General features: G+C 65.2%; 16 protein-coding genes and 1 pseudogene. 7 read left to right on the top strand and 10 right to left on the bottom strand.

The features are described from left to right. The first annotated feature begins 81 nt into the window (after positions 1 to 81). The 6 genes from SMN802W_RS16625 (at position 82) to SMN802W_RS0107315 (ending at position 6355) form a co-directional block, all read left to right on the top strand. Positions 82 to 1086, top strand: a complete 1005-nt coding sequence (locus SMN802W_RS16625) for an alpha/beta fold hydrolase (RefSeq protein WP_019516258.1) — start codon at positions 82 to 84, stop codon at positions 1084 to 1086. 76 nt (positions 1087 to 1162) lie between these two features. Then, positions 1163 to 1366, top strand: coding sequence for a DUF5818 domain-containing protein (locus tag SMN802W_RS0107335; protein WP_019516257.1), 204 nt, complete (start codon positions 1163 to 1165; stop codon positions 1364 to 1366). An 80-nt stretch (positions 1367 to 1446) separates the two neighbouring features. Next, positions 1447 to 3918 carry a S9 family peptidase gene (locus SMN802W_RS0107330; protein WP_026325866.1) on the top strand — a complete coding sequence of 824 codons (2472 nt, stop codon included), beginning with the start codon at positions 1447 to 1449 and terminating at the stop codon, positions 3916 to 3918. A gap of 97 nt (positions 3919 to 4015) precedes the next feature. After that, positions 4016 to 5449: an NAD-dependent succinate-semialdehyde dehydrogenase gene (locus tag SMN802W_RS0107325; RefSeq protein WP_019516255.1), complete on the top strand. Its 1434-nt coding sequence runs from the start codon at positions 4016 to 4018 to the stop codon at positions 5447 to 5449. Positions 5450 to 5588: 139 nt separating this feature from the next. Continuing rightward, the gene (locus tag SMN802W_RS0107320) at positions 5589 to 5966 is read left to right on the top strand and encodes a hypothetical protein (RefSeq protein WP_019516254.1); all 378 of its coding nucleotides are present in this window, start codon (positions 5589 to 5591) and stop codon (positions 5964 to 5966) included. A 101-nt stretch (positions 5967 to 6067) separates the two neighbouring features. After that, entirely contained in the window at positions 6068 to 6355 is a 288-nt protein-coding gene (locus SMN802W_RS0107315; protein WP_019516253.1) for a DUF3297 family protein, read from the top strand. Between the two features lie 19 nt (positions 6356 to 6374). Here the strand turns inward: SMN802W_RS0107315 and SMN802W_RS0107310 are convergent, their stop codons facing one another. From SMN802W_RS0107310 to SMN802W_RS0107285, 6 genes are all read right to left on the bottom strand, one after another. Then, positions 6375 to 6911: a hypothetical protein gene (locus tag SMN802W_RS0107310; protein WP_019516252.1), complete on the bottom strand. Its 537-nt coding sequence runs from the start codon at positions 6909 to 6911 to the stop codon at positions 6375 to 6377. Next, complete coding sequence (locus SMN802W_RS0107305; RefSeq protein WP_019516251.1) at positions 6908 to 7717, bottom strand: LytR/AlgR family response regulator transcription factor; 810 nt, start codon at positions 7715 to 7717, stop codon at positions 6908 to 6910. Before SMN802W_RS0107305 ends, SMN802W_RS0107310 begins: the two co-directional genes overlap by 4 nt. Before the next feature lie 50 nt (positions 7718 to 7767). Next, positions 7768 to 8934, bottom strand: a complete 1167-nt coding sequence (locus SMN802W_RS0107300; protein ID WP_019516250.1) for a sensor histidine kinase — start codon at positions 8932 to 8934, stop codon at positions 7768 to 7770. A 95-nt stretch (positions 8935 to 9029) separates the two neighbouring features. Further along, the gene (locus SMN802W_RS0107295) at positions 9030 to 12305 is read right to left on the bottom strand and encodes a TonB-dependent receptor (protein ID WP_019516249.1); all 3276 of its coding nucleotides are present in this window, start codon (positions 12303 to 12305) and stop codon (positions 9030 to 9032) included. A gap of 442 nt (positions 12306 to 12747) precedes the next feature. Beyond that, entirely contained in the window at positions 12748 to 14730 is a 1983-nt protein-coding gene (locus SMN802W_RS0107290; RefSeq protein WP_019516248.1) for a hypothetical protein, read from the bottom strand. Beyond that, positions 14730 to 14942 carry a hypothetical protein gene (locus SMN802W_RS0107285; protein ID WP_019516247.1) on the bottom strand — a complete coding sequence of 71 codons (213 nt, stop codon included), beginning with the start codon at positions 14940 to 14942 and terminating at the stop codon, positions 14730 to 14732. The genes SMN802W_RS0107290 and SMN802W_RS0107285 overlap by 1 nt, the downstream gene beginning before the upstream one ends. On the opposite strand from SMN802W_RS0107285, the gene SMN802W_RS16620 reads away from it, so the two are divergent. Continuing rightward, positions 14911 to 16680: a TonB-dependent receptor domain-containing protein gene (locus SMN802W_RS16620; RefSeq protein ID WP_083925647.1), complete on the top strand. Its 1770-nt coding sequence runs from the start codon at positions 14911 to 14913 to the stop codon at positions 16678 to 16680. The genes SMN802W_RS0107285 and SMN802W_RS16620 overlap by 32 nt on opposite strands. On the opposite strand, the pseudogene SMN802W_RS18735 reads toward SMN802W_RS16620, so the two are convergent. The 4 genes and pseudogenes from SMN802W_RS18735 to SMN802W_RS0107265 all read right to left on the bottom strand — a co-directional run. Then, a pseudogene (locus SMN802W_RS18735) lies at positions 16614 to 16937 on the bottom strand (integrase); the annotation flags it as partial. The gene SMN802W_RS16620 and the pseudogene SMN802W_RS18735 sit on opposite strands and share 67 nt — an antisense overlap. Positions 16938 to 17134: 197 nt before the next feature. After that, positions 17135 to 17908: an alpha/beta fold hydrolase gene (locus SMN802W_RS0107275; protein WP_019516245.1), complete on the bottom strand. Its 774-nt coding sequence runs from the start codon at positions 17906 to 17908 to the stop codon at positions 17135 to 17137. 77 nt (positions 17909 to 17985) lie between these two features. Further along, a complete protein-coding gene (locus SMN802W_RS0107270; protein ID WP_019516244.1) occupies positions 17986 to 19110 on the bottom strand; it encodes a catalase family protein in 1125 nt (374 codons plus the stop codon). Between the two features lie 161 nt (positions 19111 to 19271). Further along, the gene (locus tag SMN802W_RS0107265; RefSeq protein ID WP_019516243.1) at positions 19272 to 20261 is read right to left on the bottom strand and encodes an AraC family transcriptional regulator; all 990 of its coding nucleotides are present in this window, start codon (positions 20259 to 20261) and stop codon (positions 19272 to 19274) included. Positions 20262 to 20273: the final 12 nt, after the last annotated feature.

Here is a 20273-nt window from a genome sequence, read left to right as displayed (position 1 = left end):
CGAGGTTACGCGGTCCTGCGAGAAAGAATCATCGTCGCGCACGTCCGTGACCGGCCGGGAAGGTGCAAGGAGGCTGCAGGCATGCCGTTGATCGATACCGAGTTCGCGACCTTCTGCTGCGACGATCAGGGACCGCGGGGTGGCACGCCGGTGTTGCTGATCCACGGCTGGCCCGACGATGCATCGACCTGGGACGCGGTCGTGCCGCGGCTGAACGCGGCGGGGTTGCGCACGATCGTGCCGACGTTGCGCGGCTTCGGCGCGACGAGGTTGAAGGGCGAGGGCCCACGCACGGGCAACAGCGCGGTACTCGCGCTCGACATGATCGCGCTGATGGATGCGCTCGGGCTCGACCGCTTCATGGTTGCAGGGCACGACTGGGGATCGAACACCGCGGAGGCGCTGGCGGTGGGCTGGCCCGACCGGGTTGAGCGGATGGCGATGCTGTGCACACCGCCTCGCCTCGGCGGAATGAAGACGCCTTCGTTCGCGCAAGCCGAGCGGCAATGGTATCACTGGTTCATGGCGACGGCACGCGGCGCCGATGCGGTGCGCGCCGACCGCCGCGGGTTTGCGCGAACGCACTGGAACAACTGGTCGCCGCCCGGCTGGTATGACGAGCAGACGTTCGACCGCGTCGCCCGCGCGTGGGAGAACCCCGACTGGGTCGATGTCACGCTGCACAGCTACCGTGCGCGCTGGAACGAGGCGAAGCCCGATCCGCGCAGCCAGTGGCTGGAGGACAAGGTGCGGGCGACACGTACGCTGTCGCTGCCGACGCTCTACGTTCAGGGCGCGGTGGACGGCGTCAACCCGCCGGAGACGAGCGCCGATGTTGCTGACAAGTTCAGCGGGCCGTTTGCGCGCGTGGTCCTGTCGGGCGTCGGTCATTTCGCGCAGCGTGAGCACCCGGATGCGGTCGCACGCCACTTGCTGAACCTGTTCACGGGCGATCCGACGACGCTGACGAGCACGACCGATCACAGCCTGTACGTGCGGCGCGCCGTCCCGCTGCTCGCGTCGGTGGGGATGGCGGCGCTGGTCGGCGCGGGTGTGTCGCGGCGGCGAGAAAAGGATGATCGATGACGAAGGCCGATCCGGGCATTCTTGTCGAACGCCGGGCCGCCTGCGATATAGCCGTCGTGATGACGAGTGATGCGAGATGACGGCGATCGGGACGCGGATCGACGAGACGGGCACGCTGATCCGCGACGGCGGTGCGTTCTTCCTGCGCCGTGATGCCGGCGGTCGATTTCAGCTCGAGTTGCAGCGCACGCCGGTCGATCTGGTCGAAAAGCGTGTGCGGTTGATCGGCACGCTGGTTGCACCCGATCTGGTCAGCGCGGACGGCGTCTCGCCGGTCTGACGATTGTCGCCACCTGAACGGGTTGAAATCAGGCCCGCTTGCCCGGACAAGGAGCACGACATGATCCGGGGGTTCTTTCCATGCGCGCAGCCGTTCTTGCTCTCTTGCTGACCACCACGCCGGCGCTCGCCGCCCAGCCCCCCGCCGCACAGCCCCCCGCCGCGCCGGAAGCGCCGGGCACCACCTACCACCGCGCGCCCGACGCAATCGCGAAGATCCTGGAGACGCCGCCGACACCGTCGGTCGCGGTCAGCCCCGATCACGCGACGCTTGCGATCCTGGGACGCGAGAACCTGCCGACGATCGCCAATCTGTCGAAGCCGATCCTGCGGCTCGCCGGCTATCGCATCGACCCCGCCACCAACGGCCAGGCCGAGGTGCGCACGCAGTGGCTGAACGCGCTGTCGTTCAAGGATCTGGCGTCGGGACGCGAGGTGAAGGTCGCGCTGCCCGCGGGTACGCGCTTCACCAATCCGGCCTGGTCGCCCGACGGCGCGCGGCTTGCCTTCGTGGTGCAGGAACCCGCGGGGCTGGCCTTGTGGGTGGCCGATCGCAGCGGCGCGGCGCGTCCGCTCGTCCGCGGGATCAATGCCGCGTTCAACGGCTCACCAATCGCGTGGACGCCCGACAGCCGCGCGATCGTCGCACGTACCGTGGTCGCGAACCGCGGGCCTGCGCCGGTGGAGAACGTCACGCCCACCGGACCGGTGGTGCAGGAAAGCAACGGCCGCCGCTCGGCCGCGCGAACCTATGAGGATCTGCTCGCCAATGCGGGCGACGAGGCGCTGTTCGACCATTATTTCACCGGTCAGCTGGTGCGCGTCGACGCGGGCAGCGGTGCCGCGACGCCGATCGGGGCACCGGGATTGTTCACCGACTTCAGCGTGTCGCCCGATGGTCGCTATCTGCTGACCGAGCGGTTGAAGCGGCCGTATTCCTACCTGCTGCCCGCGGCCTATTTTCCGACCGAGATCGCGATCACGACGATCGACGGGCAACCGGTGAAGACGCTGGTCGATCGCCCGCTGGCCGACGACCTGCCGGTCGACTTCGATGCCAGCGTCAAGGGCCCGCGCGAGGCGGAGTGGCGCTCGGACGCGCCCGCGACGCTCGTCTGGGCGGAGGCGCTCGACGGTGGCGATCCGAAGGCGAACGTGCCGTTCCACGACCGCGTGATGATGCAGGCCGCACCATTCTCCGCCGCGCCGGTCGAACTCGCCAAGACCGCCAACCGCTATGCGACGACGATGTGGGGCGACGGCGGCTTCGCGATGGTGGTCGATCGCGCGTGGAAGACCCGCACCGAGCAACGCTACGCGGTCAGCCCCGATCAGCCGGGTACGGCGCGCGTGCTGCTGACGCGCAATTATCAGGACCAGTACGGCGACCCCGGCTTCCCGACGCTGGAGCGGAACGCGGCGGGCAAGCAGGTGATGCGATTCACGCCCGATCACCGCGCCGTCTTCGTCGAGGGCGAGGGGGCGACCAAGGCGGGCGCGTTCCCGTTCTTCGCGACCATGCCGATCGCAGGCGGCGAACAGACGCGGCTGTGGACCGCCAAGGCACCCTATCACGAGAGCGTCGTCGCGATGCTCGACGACACGGGCACGCGTATCCTGACGCGGCGCGAGAGCGCGAAGCTCGCGCCCAATTACGTCATCCGTACCGTAAAGGGCGGCAAGGCACGCGCCGTCACCGACTTCGCCGATCCCGCGCCGTCGCTTGCCGGCGTGACGCAGCGCACGATCACCTACAAGCGCGCGGATGGCCTGCCGCTGTCGGGGACGCTGTACCTGCCCGCGGGCTATGACGCGAAGCGCGACGGGCCGCTGCCGACACTGCTCTGGGCGTACCCGGCCGAATACACCGACCCGAAGGTCGCGGGGCAGACGGTGGATCAGGGCAACCGCTTCACCCGGCCGCGCGGGATCAGCCACCTGTTCCTGCTGACGCAAGGCTATGCCGTGCTCGACGACCCGGCGATGCCGATCGTGGGTGAGGGCGGCGCGGAGGCGAACGACACCTATGTCAAGCAGTTGCAGGCCGATGCGCAGGCCGCGGTCGACGCGGTGGTGGCGACGGGCGCGGCCGATCGTACGCGGATCGCGGTCGGCGGGCACAGCTACGGTGCGTTCATGACCGCCAACCTCCTCGCGCACACCGATCTGTTCCGCGCCGGCATCGCGCGGTCGGGCGCGTACAATCGCACGCTGACGCCGTTCGGCTTCCAGGCCGAGCAGCGCACCTATTGGCAGGCGACGCCGACCTATACCGAGATGTCGCCCTTCACCTATGCCGACCGGATCAAGGCACCCATCTTGCTGATCCACGGCGGCGCGGACGACAATTCGGGTACCTTCCCGATCCAGTCGGAGCGGATGTACGCGGCGTTGAAGGGCAATGGCGCAACGGTCCGCTACGTCGTGCTGCCGAACGAACCGCACGGCTACCGCGCGCTTGAATCGACCGAGGAGACGCTGTGGCAGATGACCGACTGGCTCGACCGGTACGTCAAGCCGGCGGCCGCTACGCCGGCGGGTAAGGCGAAGTAGGTCGACGTCGACCGCCGGTGGCCGCGCTGCGGTAACCGGCGGTGGAGTGCGGGGGCGTCGCGCCTATATGGGGGCGATCAGTTCAAGGAGCCCCTGCATGACCGCCTATGATCCGCGCCTCGGCCTCTACATCGCCGGCGAATGGCTGACCGGCGCGGGGCGCGACGCGCACGACGTGCTCAACCCCGCGACCGGACAGGCACAGGGCGCGCTGCCGCTGGCGACCGCGGAGGACCTCGACCGCGCGCTCGATGCCGCCGACCGCGGGTTCAGGGCATGGCGCAAGACCGATCCGGCGCAGCGCGCGCAGGTGCTGACGCGCACCGCCGCGATCCTGCGTGACCGCGCCGAGCATCTCGCCCGCATCGCGACGCTGGAGCAGGGCAAGCCGCTGGTCGAGGCGAAGGGCGAGGTCGCCTTCGCCGCCGCGCTGCTCGAATTCCACGCGGGCGAGGCGCAGCGCATCTACGGCCGCGTGCTGCCGCGTCCGGCGGGCACGCGCAGCCTCGTGTTGCAGCAGCCGATCGGTCCGGTGGCGGCATTCTGCGCGTGGAATTTCCCGATCATGAACGTGGTCAGGAAGCTCGGCCCCGCGATCGCGGCGGGCTGCTCGATCATCATCAAGCCGAGCGAGGAGACGGCGGGCTCGGCGGTCGAGGTGCTGCGCTGCTTCCAGGATGCGGGGCTGCCCGGCGATGTCGCGCAATGCGTCTTCGGCGCGCCCGATCAGGTCTCGCGCCACCTGCTCGCCTCGCCAGTCACGCGCAAGCTGAGCTTCACCGGATCGGTGCCCGTAGGCAAGCATCTGGCGAAGCTCGCCGCCGAGACGATGATGAAGACGACGATGGAGCTGGGCGGGCACGGCCCGGTGCTGGTGTTCGATGATTGCGATCTGGAGAAGACGCTCGACACGCTGGTCGCGCACAAGTTCAGGAACGCAGGCCAGGTGTGCGTCGCGCCGACGCGCTTCCACGTCCAGGCGGGCATCTACGACCGCTTTGCCGAAGGCTTTGCCGAGCGGACGAAGAAGCTGAAGCTCGGCAGCGGGCTTGAGGCTGACACGCAGATGGGACCGATGGCGAACGCGCGCCGTCCGTCGGCGATTCAAGAGATGGTGGAGGATGCGCGCAGCGTCGGTGCGCGCGTGCTGGCGGGCGGCACCCGCGGGGAGGGCGACGGGTTCTTCTTCACCCCCACCGTGCTCGCCGACGTGCCGCTGGAGGCACGCGCGATGAACGACGAACCGTTCGGCCCGCTCGCGTTGCTGACCCCGTTCGAGACGGTGGACGACGCGATCGCGCAAGCCAACCGCCTGCCGTTCGGGCTGGCCGCCTATTGCTTTACCGAGAACGGGCGGCGTCAGAACCTGCTCGGAGACGAGATCGAGGCGGGGATGGTAGCGATCAACAACGTGCGGTTGAGCTGGCCCGACAGCCCGTTCGGCGGCGTCAAGGACAGCGGCTTCGGCTCGGAGGACGGGCCCGAGGGTGTGGCGGCGCACATGGTGACCAAGACCGTGCACATGATGTGAGGCGGGCCCGCCTAAACCTCACGTGAATATCGCATTCCGCTTGCGTTCAGTGCGAATCGTCTAGGGCATGAAACACGCTCGCAAGACTTGCGTTCAACCAATCGTGCGAACCGAGCGTAACCCTGTAAGGAGGTTCGAGATGAATGGTTTTCTGACCAAGGCGGGACTGGGCATCGCGCTCGCCGCCACTGCCATCACTGCCGCTGCCCCCGCCGATGCGCAGCGCTGGGGCGGTTACCGCGGCTATCGCGGCCATCGCGGTGGTGACACCGCAGCGGCGGCGATCCTGGGCGGTGTCGTCGGCCTGGGTGTCGGCGCGGCGATCGCGTCGAGCAACCGCGATCGTTACTATGACCGCGGCTATTACGGCTACAACGGTTATTACGGCCCGCGCTACCGCCCGGTGCCGCGTGGTTACTACCGCGATTATTACGCCCCGCCGCCCCCGCGGGTCGTGTACCGCGAATATTACCGCGATCCGTACTATGGTGGCCCGCGCGGTTATTACGGCTGGTAATCACCGATTGGTAGCTGGTTCGCTCAAGCGGCGCGGCGGGACAGCCCCGTCGCGCCGCTTTTTTGTTGGCACGCCCCCTGCGGGCGGGGTAGGCGCGCGCGATGACCGATACGCCTCCCGACCATCTTTCAATCGATCCCCGCAGCCCGCATTTCGACCGCGACGCGCTGGAGCGTGGCGTCGGCATCCGCTTCAAGGGCAGCGAGCGCACCGACGTGGAGGAATACAGCATGTCCGAGGGCTGGATCCGCGTTGCGCTCGGCAAGAAGATGGATCGCCACGGCCGCCCGCTGACGATCAAGCTGATGGGTCCGGTCGAAGCCTGGTATCAGAGCGGCGGCGACACGAACGAAGCAGGCGACGGCGAGCAGGCCGACGCTGAGGATTGAGTTGGTGCCGGGGCAGGCGCTATTTAGGCGTGATCAGCGCATCTAGCTCGGCGAGCATCGACGGTTGATCACCGGCGGTAGCCCAATGCTGCGCACAATTCGGGGTCACCACGTCGATCCGGCGAACCATGAGGCCGAGTGGCGGCGGCCCTTCGTTGTCGCGCGCCGATAGTTCCTGTCGCCAGAATGCCGGTTGGTCGAGCAATGCATCGATCCTCGCTCCATCCTCAATCGACAGCGTGCGCGTCACGTGAGGCATGTCGCTCGGCATCGCGCCTTCCACCCAGATCTTGCTGCGGCCGACCGCGTCGGTGTGCCAGAGGCCATCGGCCGCACGGGTCGCGACGATGCTGATCCGCGTCGTCGCAAGATGTCCGCCCGCCGCGTAGATTGTGATATGTTCAGGGTCGGTCGGCATCGCCACGCCGGTCTCGTCCCGGAGCGCACGATGAGCCGTCTCATCGGCCAGGAAATCGGCGGCGGGCGCTTGCGGCGCGCCCTTGCACACCGCCGCCGCCGGCCCCGCCAGCGCGAGCAGGGCCGCGGCCGCGATCAATGGACGAACCGCGCCACCACGTCACGGTACGACCGTGACACCTTCACGCTCGAGCCTGAGTCGAGCACCAGGAAGCATTCGCCGTTGGTGTGCGGCTTGACCTGCTTGACGAGGTCGAGGTTGACGATCGTCGAGCGGTGGATGCGCTGGAACCGGCGCGGGTCGAGCCGTTTCTCCAGGTCCTTCATCGTCTCGCGCAGGATCAGCGTGTTGGCCGCCGTCTTGATCACCATGTAATCGCCTGCCGCCTCGATCAGCTCGATCGTGTCGACATCGACGCGGAAGATCTGCCCCTGATCCTTCACGTTGATCATCTTCTCGTAGCGGTTCGCCGCGACCTGATCGCCGCCGTCGCTTTCCGCCGCGATCTCCGCCGCTGCCTCGGGCGCGTGCTCGGCCAGCGCTTCCTTCAGCTTGGTCGCCTCCTCGCGGCTGCCGCGCTCCGACAATCGCTGGCGTACGCGGTCGAGCGTCTCGGCAAGGCGCGCCTCCTCGACCGGCTTCATCAGGTAATCGGTCGCCTGCGCCTCGAACGCGCGGATCGCATGATCGGAATAGGCCGTCACGAACACGAACAACGGCGGCTCGACGTCCATCAGCCCCTGCACCACCGAGAAGCCATCGAATCCCGGCATCTGGATGTCGAGAAAGGCGAGGTCGGGCTTGTGCGTCTTGATCGCGCTGATCGCCTCGCGCCCGTTCTGGCACTTGGCGATGATCTCCACGTCGTCGTGCGCCTGCAGTCGCAGCTCGAGCCCCTGGATCGCGAGCGGCTCGTCATCGACGAGAATGGTCCTGATCGTCATCTACTCTACACACTCCATCACGCGCACCGTGGGCGTCGGAGGGGCGGGCCTCAGCGCCCGGGTTCCTCCAGTTGATAGGGGATCTCGATCTCGATCCCGAACCCGCCCGCCGGCATCGCCCGGACCGCGAAGCGGTGGTCGCCGGGATATGCCTGCGCCAGTCGCTCCCTGATATTGGCGATGCCGACGCCGGTTGAAAGGCTCGGCCGGTTTTTGTTCGGCAGCAATCCCGGACCGGTGTCGGATACGCCGAGCAGCACGCGATCCCCGACGAGCCGCGCCGACACCTCGATCTCCGCCCCGTCCTCCTGCGGCGTGACCGCATATTTGATCGCATTCTCGACCAGCGGTTGCAGCAGCAGCGACGGCAGCCGCGCCTTGTCGACGGCGGGATCGATGTCGAACTTCGGGCGCAGCCGATCCTCGAACCGCATCTTCTCGATCTCAAGATAGAGCTTCAGCGTCTCGACCTCCTGCGCGACCGTGACGTGCGCGGTGGGTTCGTTGGCGAGCGTGTAGCGCAGGAACGACGACAGCCGCGACAGCATCGCGTTCGCCCGCTCGGTCTGCTTCAAGAGCACCAGCGTCGAGATCGAGTTAAGCGTGTTGAACAGGAAATGCGGGTTGAGCTGATAGCGCAGCATCGCCAGCTGTGCCGACGACGCCTGTATCTCCAGATGCTCCATCTGATCGATCTGATCCTCGACCAGCAGGTAGAAGTTGATCCCGAAATACAGCGCCGACCAGCCCGCGAGCACGGTGAAGTTCAGGAACAGCGTGCCGAGCAGCAGCGACAGGTCGACTCCGGGGGCAGACAGCTTGATGAAGCTGAACGAAAAGGCGTCGAGCGTCGCGTAGAGAAACGTGCCTGCACCGAGCGTGAAGATCGACAGCAGGATGCCCGTCACGCGCGGCAGGCGGCGATAGTAACCGTAGAGCACCGACAGCAGCAGCGTGATGCAATAGCCGACGATCGACTCGACGATCACCGGCACGATCTGCTGCAGCGTGAAGCTGGTCGACAGCGACGATACCGAGCGCAGCACGAGGTAGCCGGTCCAGCCCGCCGCCTGCAATTTCCAGAACGCCGCGGCCTTGTCCTCAAAGAACGGCCGGATCGACAATGGGCGGTTGCCCGCCAGCGCCGTGGGAGCGGGCGCCGTCGCGGCCGTGGTGCCGGGCAGCGCATGGTCGAGCGAAGCGGAAGTGGTCGCCATTGTGCCACCGTCTACACGGGCGATGCGGCCGGCGCAAAAAAGAAGGGCCGCCACCCGCGAGGGTGACGGCCCGTGAAGGCGTTGGTGTGAGCGGCTTAGAAGGTGAAACGCGCGCCCAGACGAATCTGGTACAGCGACTGGGTGAAGTTGACCGATCCGGTGTTCGGCGAGTTGAACGCCGAGTAGCGGTACTGCGCGCACTGCTGGTTCGACGCGGTGTTCACCGTGCCGCCCGCCGTCACGCACTGAACGGTCACGAGCGCCGCACCGTAAGGAAAACCGAACTGGCGCAGGCCGCCCCACTTGCTGTTGAGCAGGTTCGGAAGGTTGCTGATGTCGGCGAAGATCGACAGGCGCGATCCGCCCACGAAGGTCGGAATTTCCTGCTCGAGGTGAAGATCGATGCGGGTGAAGGCACGGCTGCGCGCCGTGTTCTTGTCGATGATCGTACCGCGCGCCTTCGACAGGTCCGAGTGCGAGTTGATATACGCGTCGAGCGCGTTGGCTGTGTTTGCCGAGTCATACTGGATCAGCGGATCAGTCGTGCTCGTCGGCACGTACAGCAGGTTGGTCGGCGCGTTGCCGTTCAACACCGTGCCGAACACGGTCGAGCGCGTGTTCACGTTGTCGAGCATCGTGTAGCTGAACGGGCGTCCCGCGCGGGTTTCGCCGAACAGCTGCAAGACCGTGCGATAATCACCGAAGAAGGCGTGATCGTAGCCGACCGAATACTTGAACTGCCACTTGATCTGGTCGTTCGACGTTCCGTACGCCGGGCTGTTCGGATCGGCGAACAGCTGATTCTGGTAGTTCGAGTTGATCGTCGACGAGGTCGCGCTGCCGACGTCCTTGACCCACTGGCGCGTGTAGCTGCCGCCGAGCGTCAGACCCCAGTCGAAGTCCTTGTTCACGCGCGCCACGATGATGTGGCTGTGCCCGCGCGTGCTGTTGGTGGCCAGGATGTCGTAATTGGCATCGCCGAAGGCGGTCACCGCACCGTAGCGCGGACGGCCGTCCGGCAACACGCCGATCGGCACCGAGCGCAGGTCGGTGAAGATCACGCCGTCGATGTTCTTTGAGTAATAGTAATCGGCGCCGAGGTTGAAGCCCATGAAGCGATAGTCGCCCGACAGCGTCGCCTTGAGCGAACGCGGCAGGTGGAAATCGCGGTCGAGCGCACCGGTGCGCGTCCGCTGCAACGTGGTCGGGTTGGTGGTGTTGGCAGCGTAAGCGGCGACCGACGCCGGTACGTTGCCGGTCACGTTGTTGAGCGCGGCGGTGCAGATCGCGACCGGCACGGACGGGCCGCAGGTATTCACGCCGGCGGCGTCACGCGTGATGTTGATCGCGCTGGTCGTCACCGTGTTCGAGAAGCTGTTCGACAGATAGATGTCGGGCGAACCGCCGCCGAAGATACCGGCGCCACCGCGCAGCTTCAGACCGCCGAGGAAGTTCGTCGGCTTCCAGTCGAAGCTGAAGCGCGGCTCGAACTGATCGAGACCGTTGTAGGTCTGCAGGTTGCTGAAGCCGTAACGCTGCGTGAAATACTGGTTGAACGTCGGCTGTTCCTTCATCGCGTACATGCTGTAGCGCGCACCATAGGTCACTGCGAGCGTGTCGGTGACCTGCCATTCGTCCTGCAGGCCGAAGGTGAACTGGGTGTAGCGGAAATCGGCCGCTGCACTGATGCCCGGCAGCTGTGCGGTATATTGCAGCTGATTGGCGTTGCCGGCGCGGAAGTCCGCCAGTGAGTCGAAATAGTAGGTGCCGATACTGTTCTGGATGAAATTGTTGAACGTGCGGTTCTGCGTCACATCGACCAGCGCCTGCACCTGGTGCGCACCCGCGGTGTAGCGCGCGAGCAGCGAGCCTTCCCAGGTGTCGAAGAACAGCTGATTGGTCTGGCGCGAGACATCGGGGCCGAAGTAGATGCGCGGCACGTTGGTCGAGCAGCCGGTGGTGCTGCCGTTCGAGACCGCGTCGTCGCAGACGCCGAACTGGCCGATGCTGCGGCCGTTGAGCGGCTCCTGACCACGCTTGTTGTACTTGTAGATACCGCGTGCTTCGGTCGAGAAGTTGTCGGTCCAGTCCGAGTTCAGCTGGACGATACCCGCCTTCAGCAACTCGGTCAGCGCGTACGCGTTCGAGCCGAGACCGTATTGGACGTTGCCGACCGACGTGTTGTTCTGGCTGACCAGCGAGTCGTAGGCGTTGATGTACGACAGCGACAGGCGCTGACCGTCGACGATGTTCCAGTCGATGCGACCGGTGATCTTCTCGTCCTTGCGCGGGTTGATCGTGAGGACAGTGCCGGCCGCGTCGGCGAGGCCGCGCGCGCTGGCGATGCCGAGCACATCGTTGACTGCCTTCGACACGGCGGCCGAGTTCGCGCCGTACGACGCGATCTGGGTCGAGAACGGGCGCGGGTCGGTGTTGCGCTCGGCCGAAACCATGAAGAACAGCTTGTCGGCGATCAGCGGGCCGCGGAACGTCGCGCCGTAGGTCTCCGACTTGTACTTCGGCGTGTTCTGAACGGTGCCGCCGATCGTGTCGCCCGACAGGCCGTCGGTATTCTGCGAGTAGAAGCCGGTGCCGTGGAAGTCATTGGTGCCCGACAGCAGCACGGTGTCGATCGCGCCGCCCTGGAAGCCAGACTGGCGGAAATCGTACGGCGCGATCGAGACCGAGACCTGCGCGATCGCGTCGAACGGCACCGGACCGCGGTTCGTCGGGCTGGCGTCCTGGTTGAGGCCGAACGTGTCGCCAACGGTCACGCCGTTGATCGTGAAGCGGTTGTAGCGCGGGTTGACGCCCGCGAAGCTGACCGCACCGCCGCGATCGCCCGAGTTCGACAGATCGAGCGTGGCGAACGGGTCGCGGCGCTGAATGTCGCGGATGTCGCGGTTGACCGAGGCGACCTTCGACACGTCGGCCTGCGTCAGAACGGTCTGCGGACCGTCCGAGGTCACGCCCGCGCCGCGGATCGACGAGGCGGTGACGACGATGTCCTCACCTGCGCCGGCTTCTTCGCCAGCTGATGCGGCGGGAGCCAGGTCGACCGGCAGCGTGAACGGCTGCTGCACCACCGTGTAGATGTCGGTGACGGTGCGGCTGCCCTGCGGGCTGGTGATCGCAACGGTGTAGGGACCGCCGACGGGCAGGCCGTTGGCGTTGAACGTACCATCGGCGCCGGTTGCGGTGTTGACGCGGGCGTTGGTGGTCGTGTTGGTGATCGTCACCGTCGCGCCTGCGACGGGCGTGCCGCCAGCGGTCACCGTGCCACGAATCGCCGACGTCGTTTCCTGCGCCATTGCGCCCATCGGTGCGATCAGCGCAACCGCCGCCACACCCCACAACAGGTTGTTCCGCATCGTCAATGTTTCCCCTTGAGAGCCCCGGCTCTGCAGCAGTCGGCGAGCCATGCCGTTGCTGCGCCCCTGCCGCAGGAATATTGCGCTTCGGTTACACCTGCGAGTCTATTCACGCTTCCATGTCACGTGACGCGCGTTGCGTTGCAAAAAGGTAACATTGCGCGCGCCGGCGAGTGGATGCGGGTGGATAGGAAGCTCGTCAGGCGGCCCACCGTACAAAGATAGTTCGGCCCACGACGGCCAGGTTACAACCAAATTCGATGCAAGCAAATTTGGCCCATTCCGCAGAATGTACAAGAAATCACGGCCCAGCTCTCAAAACCGGGCCAGAATCAGGGGCGCGTCGTTGGAATGCGCGCCCTACGGCTTCCCGCCGTTGTCGCTAGTGATTGAGCCGAAGCCGCCGGTCCTGAGCCGCAGGCATTTGCTCTGATTGGCTCGATCAGGAGACGAGCAGGCCGCTACCTTCGATCACGTCTCTTTTCCAACCCGTCGCCGTCCGCGCACTGGCGAATCTTAGAACCTGGCCTTTCAGACGTCTGGGACTCCACCGGTTGCGTTCGCAGATCTCGGCGACCGAGATCGAGCGTTTCGCCTCCTCCAGAACCACTCCCAAGCCGACGGCCTTCTCGGGCCCGAACTGAGGACGCGACGCGATGTCGTCGGCGAACAGCTTTCGCAGGTCGCAGTTCGGAATTCCTGCGAGGTTGAGAATCTCGCGAGCGCCGGTGATGTTCGTCGTCTTCGAGAAGTCGAGGGTAGCGTAGTCTTCTGATTCAAACGCGACGTCGTCGAAGCGCTTGAGGTCATGCGGGCATACCTGGATGCGCCGCGTCCAGGCGGTCGTGTTCTCAGCCGAGATCCAGAAGCGGAAGGGAGAGGGTTGCGACGCTGATCCTGACAGGGCGTCGAATATGGCGCCCCAAGGCTTCAATCGTCCGCCGATTCGCCGAACAGCGGTCCCTAGCGGCGTAGCGCCATGGAGTCGGATACCTTCTGTCGCGTTCCGCCGGATGTCGCTCCAGAGCGTATCCCGGGAGGCGGTCGTTATGCCCCAGGCTCCCCTGAGATACTGCGCCGCGGCGTTCATCTCGCGATCCAGTTTCTCCGTGCAGCAGAGCTGCTCCATGCCGTAGAGCGGGATGCCGATGGATCGCGCGATCTCGGGCCAAGTCCTGGATTCTGTCAGCGCGCGCCGGATCTCATTCAGTTCCACCATGGAATAGCGCACATGGTCGCGCGACCGACCGGGAATTGACCCCTCGGAGAGATGGCCGAGCGCGGCGAGTTCAGCGAGAGCTTCGTTAGTGGTTCCCAGGATCGCACTCGCTTCGAACCTCAACGCCGTGGTCTGCGGCGCGGCGAAGCTGCGATGCTCTTTGGCGAAGAGGTCGCCGAGTGCCTCCCGCATGACTGTGGCCTGAGCGGGCGACACCCTGCTGCGGGCGCCGAGGAGGCGCAACTCGGCGCGGTGTGTCAGGAAGGCGTGCCGGTCGTTCCGAAGCGTCTCGGCCCGCTCCCGAGCCCATGTCCGCAGGTCGTCCGGCCAGTTCCGCATCATGCCGATTCCCCGCGCGATCACGGCGCCCAGATACTCGGGTGGCAGACGATGAATCGCCTTCCTGTTAATTTCCTTCTTCGGCCGCTCCGCGGCGACCACTCGTGCCCCGACGCCCAGGACCATCTCGACAAGCGTGTTGTGGTCCAGGTTCCTGAGCGGCGGACTGAGCCGCGAGAGGGTGTCGCGGTGACGCCGAGGGTTGGCCGAAAGAAGATCGGCAAAAATGGAGTAGTTCTCGCGGTCGCCTTCGGTCAGCGGCGGCTCCGCAGAGGGGCGTACCTCCGCCTCGCAACTTTCGCACACGCCGACTCCGCAGCTGTCCTTCCATCGCAGCGGTCTAGCGCATTCCGAGCAGTCGGATCGCAGCAACTCGTGGCTCACCTCGCAATAGGGCAGCCGCCGCATCATCCACGCCATGCGATGGAAGGGATGGGTTCGGAGCGTTCCGGGAGCGATCCGACGGCGTGTCGTCTCAAGGTCGAACATGCGGATGGTCGCGTCCCCGATTGTGACGTCCGAAACTTTGCGGTCCGAATGGGTTCGGGTAAAGCTGCGGGCGGTGATGTCGTCCAGCGTGCAGCCGATGATGCCGGCGAGCGGTTTCAACCGTTCAGGTGGCAGAAGGGCCAATTGTCCCGCGGTCTTCATGTTGATGCCGGCCCTGCGCAGCACGCCGTTCGTGTGGAGAAGGACGTGGAAGGCGGTGGCCCGTGCGAGAAGGCCGGACAGGCTCTCCTCTTCGAACGGGTCGGTGGCGAAGCGGAGCGCGCGCCCGACCTTCCGCTCCCTGGGAGAGACGAGGTAACCGGCGGCGTAGCGGTGGGCCTCGTCATGGTCTCGCCGCGTTTGCTCCGCGTCCACCATCAGCGTTTTCCGTGCGGCTTCGAAAACGGGTCGGTGGTGATCCACTTGGAATCGATGGCGTAGTCCCAGTCGGGATCCATCATCTCGATGAGCACGTCCTGCATGACGCTCTTGAGGTTCGTCTTCTGATCGAGACCGACGATGATGGTCTGGAACGGATTGGGCTGATCGCCGGCGTCGATGGCCTGGGGATCGGACGCCGTGGCGGGCATCGTTAACTTCGTACTCGATCGGGACTTTACCGGGATCAAGGGTGAGGCGCAGGGCGGCGTCACGACCTACGGCGACGACCGCAGCTACAAGTTTTCCCTGAGCGCGGGTGCCAAATTCGCGGACGGCCGGGGCCACCTGCTCCTTACAGGAGAGGTGGCTCATAACGACGGGATCGAAGGCATTGGCGACCGCGACTGGTACAACTACGCCAAGGTGTTCGTGAATCCTGCCTACAACGCGACCACCAACAATACCGTGCCGCAGCTCCTCAATCGTGAGGGTGCGGGGTTCGCAACCGCCACCCCGGGGGGTATCATCACCGCGTCGCCCGCCAACGCGGCAACCGGAGCTGCGGCGAACGCTTTGCGCGGGACGTACTTCGGTCCTGGAGGGACGCCGCTGCAGTTTAACTACGGCTCCCCGATCGGCGGCAACGTCATGCAGGGTGGGCAGTACAAGTATGCGGACTGGGGTCGGAATGGGGACCTTGATCCGCGTCTCGGAAGACAGAATGTCTTCGGACGCGTGAGCTTCGACGTCACGGACCGCATTCAGGTGTTCGGCCAGCTGTCATGGGGCCGGGCGACCTCCAATGTCGCCTTCGGAACGCAGGCCAATTACGGTAACATCACAATCCGGAGTGACAACGCCTTCATACCCGCAAGCGTCGCCGCTAGAGTGGCTGCGCTCGGCATCTCCAGCTTCAGTCTGGGAACGCTCAACGAGGACCTTGGCAAGATCACGACCAACTCGGAGCGGACCTCCGTCCGGCCCGTGATCGGTGCCAAGGGTGACTTTGATGCGCTCGGCTCGAAGTGGTCGTGGGACGTTTACGGACAGAAGACGGTCACACACAGCTATCTTGAGTCGAACCTGAGCATCTCGGCGAACTACGCGAACGCCATTGACTCGGTGCGAAACGCGAACGGCGCCATCGTTTGCCGCGTCACCCTCACGAACCCGAATAGCGGGTGCGTACCCTACAACATCTTCGGCACCGGCGTGAACAGCCAGGCTGCGTTGGACTACGTGCGTGGGACGGCATTTCTCCGCACGAAGCTCACCGAGGACGTGGTGGCCGCCAACCTGCGCGGGGATCCTTTCTCGACGTGGGCCGGCCCGGTATCCGTCGCGGCGGGCGTAGAGCACCGTCGTGAGAAGGTCTCCGGCAGCGTGGACGCGCTCGATGCGGCCTCCCTGGCGACCTCGATCGCTAATGGCACCGCACGAGTCCCGCCCTATTTCGCAGGGAATTACCTCCCCAGCAGCGGCTCCTACCATGTGACCGAAGGCTACCTTCAGGCGGTCGTGCCGCTCGCCAAGGATGTCGCATTTGCCAGGAGCCTCGACGTCAACCTTGGAGTGCGCGCTACCGACTACAGCACGTCGGGGTATGTCACCACTTGGAGGGCAGGCGTAACCTACAAGCCGATCGACGACGTGACGATTCGCGCGAGCCGCTCCCGGGACATCCGGGCGCCGAACCTTGCAGAGCTCTTCCAGGCGAGCCAGGCGTCGACCTCGACGGTGAACGACCCCGCGCGCAATCTCGCGACAACGATCGTGTTCGCCCAAACGTCCGGGAACCGCGACCTCAATCCGGAGAAGGCGGACTCCTACGGCGTCGGATTGGTCCTCCAGCCGCGCTTCCTGCCCGGCTTCGCGGCGTCTGCCCGCATCGTCTTTCGTGCCGTATCCATCAACTCGAACTGGACCGGGCGTTTGGTCTTCTGCTGAACCACAACGGCGCGGTCACGGACGCGTCCGCCGGAAACTACATCGCCGATCCTCACCTTGACCACATCACAGCCGCGCAGCTTGCTATCGATGGCGAAGTCGAACAACGCTCGGTCGCGCAGTCGTCTATGCTGGTCGAGCCAGAAGCGAATGGCCCAGACCTGTTGCTGTTTCAGCGCCCGCTTCGCACCGATAAGCCGGCCCTCGTTCCAGGGGCGAAGTTCGTGAAAGGCCGGGTCCAACGACGAGTGCCCCATCAACCATCTCCATCGGGCCGGATCAGCCGATCGAGAGTACGTAGGCCCGATAAACCGGCGGTTCGAAAATGTGGTTTATCAGCCGTTGGTGATGCTGAACGAGCGGCGGGTTTCTGGCAGCGCCTTGTGGCGTTGAACAGCCGAAAGTGGGTCCTTCTTGCCAGTGTCGCCAGCTTCATGCCTGAAGGAGCAGCGTTTTATTGAGTGGCGGCGAGAATGACCGCGGTCGTCTCAACCGGCATGTCCCACATTGGAAAGTGACCGCTGTGTTCGAACCAGTGAAGCTCGGCAGAAGGAAAGGCCGCTTGCGCGCGCGCCGCCTGTCTTGGCAGGCAGAGCCGATCATGCCTGCCCCAGCCAATGACAATCCGGGTCGTGCCGGTGGCGGCAGGGCCGGCCTGCTCAGGGCCTGTAGCGAGGCTTCGCACTAAGGCGTCGAACGTTGGCGTCGTGCTGAGCCCTTTCAGTTCGGTCGCGACGACCTCGCCATCGAGCGCCCAAGGGCGCGCAGACAGCTGCGCTAGCAGCGCCGTCCGCGATGCAGGGTTCCGGCTTAATGTTGGCAGGCTCGGGCGTATCGCGCGCAGCAATCGGCCAGAGATGCCAATGGTCGTGCGGAAGAAGGTTCGCTCCCAACCGCGCCAAAAACCGCCGGGATCGAGTGCAACCACATTGCCGACGATCCCGCGCCGCGCGAGCTCAAGCACAATCCGCGCTCCCATGGAACTGCCGACTACATCAACGCCGGTCAGACCGGCCTCGGTGATGAAGCGCTCAACACTTCCCACAAGACCGTCAAACGTCCCGCTGTCGTGCTCCGCGAGTGTGGCGCCGTGGCCGGGGAGATCGATCGCAATCACCCTCCGTGCGGCGCTGAGCGGATCCAGGATGGTGGACCACGACCGCCAACTGCCGCCAAGGCCGTGGATTAGGAGCAGCGCGCGGCCGCTGCCGCGCTCAACCTTGTTCATTTAGTTTGATCCTGCTGCCGCATCGATCCCTACCAGAATTATTCACCGTACCAGCGGGGTCGAACGCCGCCCGGATACTAGTCGATAGTCATGCCTTGCGTCGGCAGTTCCGCGAGCGAACGAAGCTCATGCACCGGACAACCGTTGTGCTGACTACGAAACTGCGTCGACATTTCGTAGGTCGGCTTGCGGGCGCGGTTGACGCCGCCGAGCGGCTGATGCGCGGCAAGGCCGTGCCAGGGACTGAACGATACAGCTTGTTCCTGCTGATCGCTGAGACCATGCTGCCAGCCGATCTGTGCCGGCACAGTGAGGCAGGCAACTGCGACATACGGACTCTCGTTTTCGTCCCATACGATGGAGCTGTCCTCGACCGGCATCTTGTCGAGATCGGTGCAAAGCTGAACCCGCATCTCCCAAACGCTGTCCTGCTCGATCAGCACCTCGCCTAGGGCTTCGCGCAGCGCGTCTGGACGGCCTGACGTGTTGACCTTGCTGCCGGCAAGTTCGGTGAGGTTCGGCGACACCGGCGCGACCGAAAGCTTGGCGATGTAGTCGCCATGCCGCAGCGGCACCTGCGTGTAGTAGGTCTCGCCGAGCGGGTGCGTGTTCGGCGCGCCGCCCAGCGTTTGGATCGTCGCACTCTGGATGCCCACCGTCTCAAGCGCCGCGTCGACGGTCTGCAAAACCGCGGACAGGCCCTTCTTCAGGCCTTCGCCAGAATCGGTGGTCTTGGCGAGCATCTTGAGATTGGCGAGGAACGCCTTCGGCGTAGGTGCCGCAAATGCCGGACCATTCACCAGGATGAAGTCCTGCGTGGTGTCGTCTTCCGACCCCGCAAGCCGATCGCCCGCAACGCCGAACAGCTTAACCGCAATGCCGCGCGGTACACTGACGCTGTCGTCGAGTATGTCGCCCGGCAGCGTCGAGAACCGCAGCAGCGCGTCGTAGCTGCAGGGCGTCGAAAACAGGCCTTGCGCCAAGGCGGGTGCGACCCCGGAGAGAACCTCAAGCGTGCCCTTTACAATCGCGTGACCCTTGGCGTGGACGCCGCGCACCGCCGTACCATAATCCTTGGCGGTGGTTTCCTGAATGATGCGGAGCTGCTCGTTCAACCCCTGGATCGTCTCCGCTTCGTCATCGGCACGCACCTCCACCTTGGGCGTGAACGCGACGGGCGAGTGGTGGAGATCATCGGACATGGGCTGGACCTTCTGCGAGCGCGAGGTTCGACGAAGCTGTCCGTACCGACCGTCCGTTGTGGACTGGCGGGCTGAGCGTCGACCTGGACCAGAGGTCCGAAATTGATAACCTGCCTCTGTCGCATCGGGTCCACGCGCAATGGCGGTTTGGACGATCGATGCTAAAGATCTGGACGATCGGAGACTGCGGGCTGATCTTTAGCGTCTTCGACCTTCGACGTTTTAGCGGGTTCGACCTTCGACGTTATTGTCTTCTGGAGCGCCCGGTAGCCTGCCGGCCCCCGCTCGTAGGTAGCCTGGAAGGCTCGCGCGAATGGCCGCGGCCCGGCATACCCCGCGGTGTTCGCGATAACCTTGATCGGTAGATCGGTCGTTCGCAGCAGTCGCGCCGCTATACGCAGCCTCGTTTTCTGCACGAACTCGATCGGGCTTTGCCCGAACGCCTTGGAGAAATGTTCCGAGAATGAGGCGCGGCTCATGCCGGAAAGCGACGCGAGGCTGCCGACCGTATGTGTCGCCGCCGGATCCGCGACGACGGCGGCGACCGCCTTGGCTAGGCGCGGGTGGAACATCGCTCCCCCTGGCTCCTTTTGCCGCGTCTCTCGATCACGCAGCAACGCGACCAGACCTTGCTTCATCAGGGCCTGACACATCGCTTGAGTGCCGAACCCGGCCCGGACGATCTCGTCCGCCATCGCCTCGAACACGCTCGCCGGAATGGCATTCGACACCGTTTCACCGGCCGTCGGCACGCGCAGCAGGTCGAAGAAGCTCAGGCCGCCCTGATACGGCGCTGTCAGGGCACCGCACAGCATCAGCGTGTCATCAGCGCCGCTGCCGGCAGTAAACTCCACCAAGCCATCGCCGATCAGAGCGCAACAATCGGCAGCGTCACGAACCTTGGCTTGGCCACCGCCATCGCCCACCCAATGCCTCTCCGAGGCAGGAATGATCAAAACGCTTTGCGGCAGGAAGGGAAAGGGTGGGGACGCGCCGACCTGGAAATGCCCGGTTCCACGAAGCACGAAATGGATGGTCGCCTTATCGAACGCAGGAAAGTTCATCCTCCATCCCGTCTCGATGCGGCATACCGAGAACGCTTGCGGGTCGACGTCAATGGTCGTGAGTAGGTTGTCGAGCGTCCGGTGCACGGTAACCCACTA

It is taken from the genome of Sphingomonas sp. Mn802worker, assembly GCF_000382485.1.
Classification (GTDB): Bacteria; Pseudomonadota; Alphaproteobacteria; order Sphingomonadales; family Sphingomonadaceae; genus Sphingomonas.
Note: the sequence above shows the minus strand (reverse complement) of the source record. Positions and strands in the feature narration are given on the sequence as shown.

Coding starts and splice junctions, on each gene's coding strand:
- SMN802W_RS0107275 (WP_019516245.1), bottom strand. CDS start 17,908: ATGAACAAGGTTGAGCGCGGCAGCGGCCGCGCGCTGCTCCTAATCCAC.
- SMN802W_RS0107285 (WP_019516247.1), bottom strand. CDS start 14,942: ATGCCCGCCACGGCGTCCGATCCCCAGGCCATCGACGCCGGCGATCAG.
- SMN802W_RS0107305 (WP_019516251.1), bottom strand. CDS start 7,717: ATGACGATCAGGACCATTCTCGTCGATGACGAGCCGCTCGCGATCCAG.
- SMN802W_RS0107335 (WP_019516257.1), top strand. CDS start 1,163: ATGACGGCGATCGGGACGCGGATCGACGAGACGGGCACGCTGATCCGC.
- SMN802W_RS0107320 (WP_019516254.1), top strand. CDS start 5,589: ATGAATGGTTTTCTGACCAAGGCGGGACTGGGCATCGCGCTCGCCGCC.
- SMN802W_RS0107300 (WP_019516250.1), bottom strand. CDS start 8,934: ATGGCGACCACTTCCGCTTCGCTCGACCATGCGCTGCCCGGCACCACG.
- SMN802W_RS0107315 (WP_019516253.1), top strand. CDS start 6,068: ATGACCGATACGCCTCCCGACCATCTTTCAATCGATCCCCGCAGCCCG.
- SMN802W_RS0107295 (WP_019516249.1), bottom strand. CDS start 12,305: ATGCGGAACAACCTGTTGTGGGGTGTGGCGGCGGTTGCGCTGATCGCA.
- SMN802W_RS0107290 (WP_019516248.1), bottom strand. CDS start 14,730: ATGGTGGACGCGGAGCAAACGCGGCGAGACCATGACGAGGCCCACCGC.
- SMN802W_RS0107270 (WP_019516244.1), bottom strand. CDS start 19,110: ATGTCCGATGATCTCCACCACTCGCCCGTCGCGTTCACGCCCAAGGTG.
- SMN802W_RS0107330 (WP_026325866.1), top strand. CDS start 1,447: ATGCGCGCAGCCGTTCTTGCTCTCTTGCTGACCACCACGCCGGCGCTC.
- SMN802W_RS0107325 (WP_019516255.1), top strand. CDS start 4,016: ATGACCGCCTATGATCCGCGCCTCGGCCTCTACATCGCCGGCGAATGG.
- SMN802W_RS16620 (WP_083925647.1), top strand. CDS start 14,911: ATGGCCTGGGGATCGGACGCCGTGGCGGGCATCGTTAACTTCGTACTC.
- SMN802W_RS16625 (WP_019516258.1), top strand. CDS start 82: ATGCCGTTGATCGATACCGAGTTCGCGACCTTCTGCTGCGACGATCAG.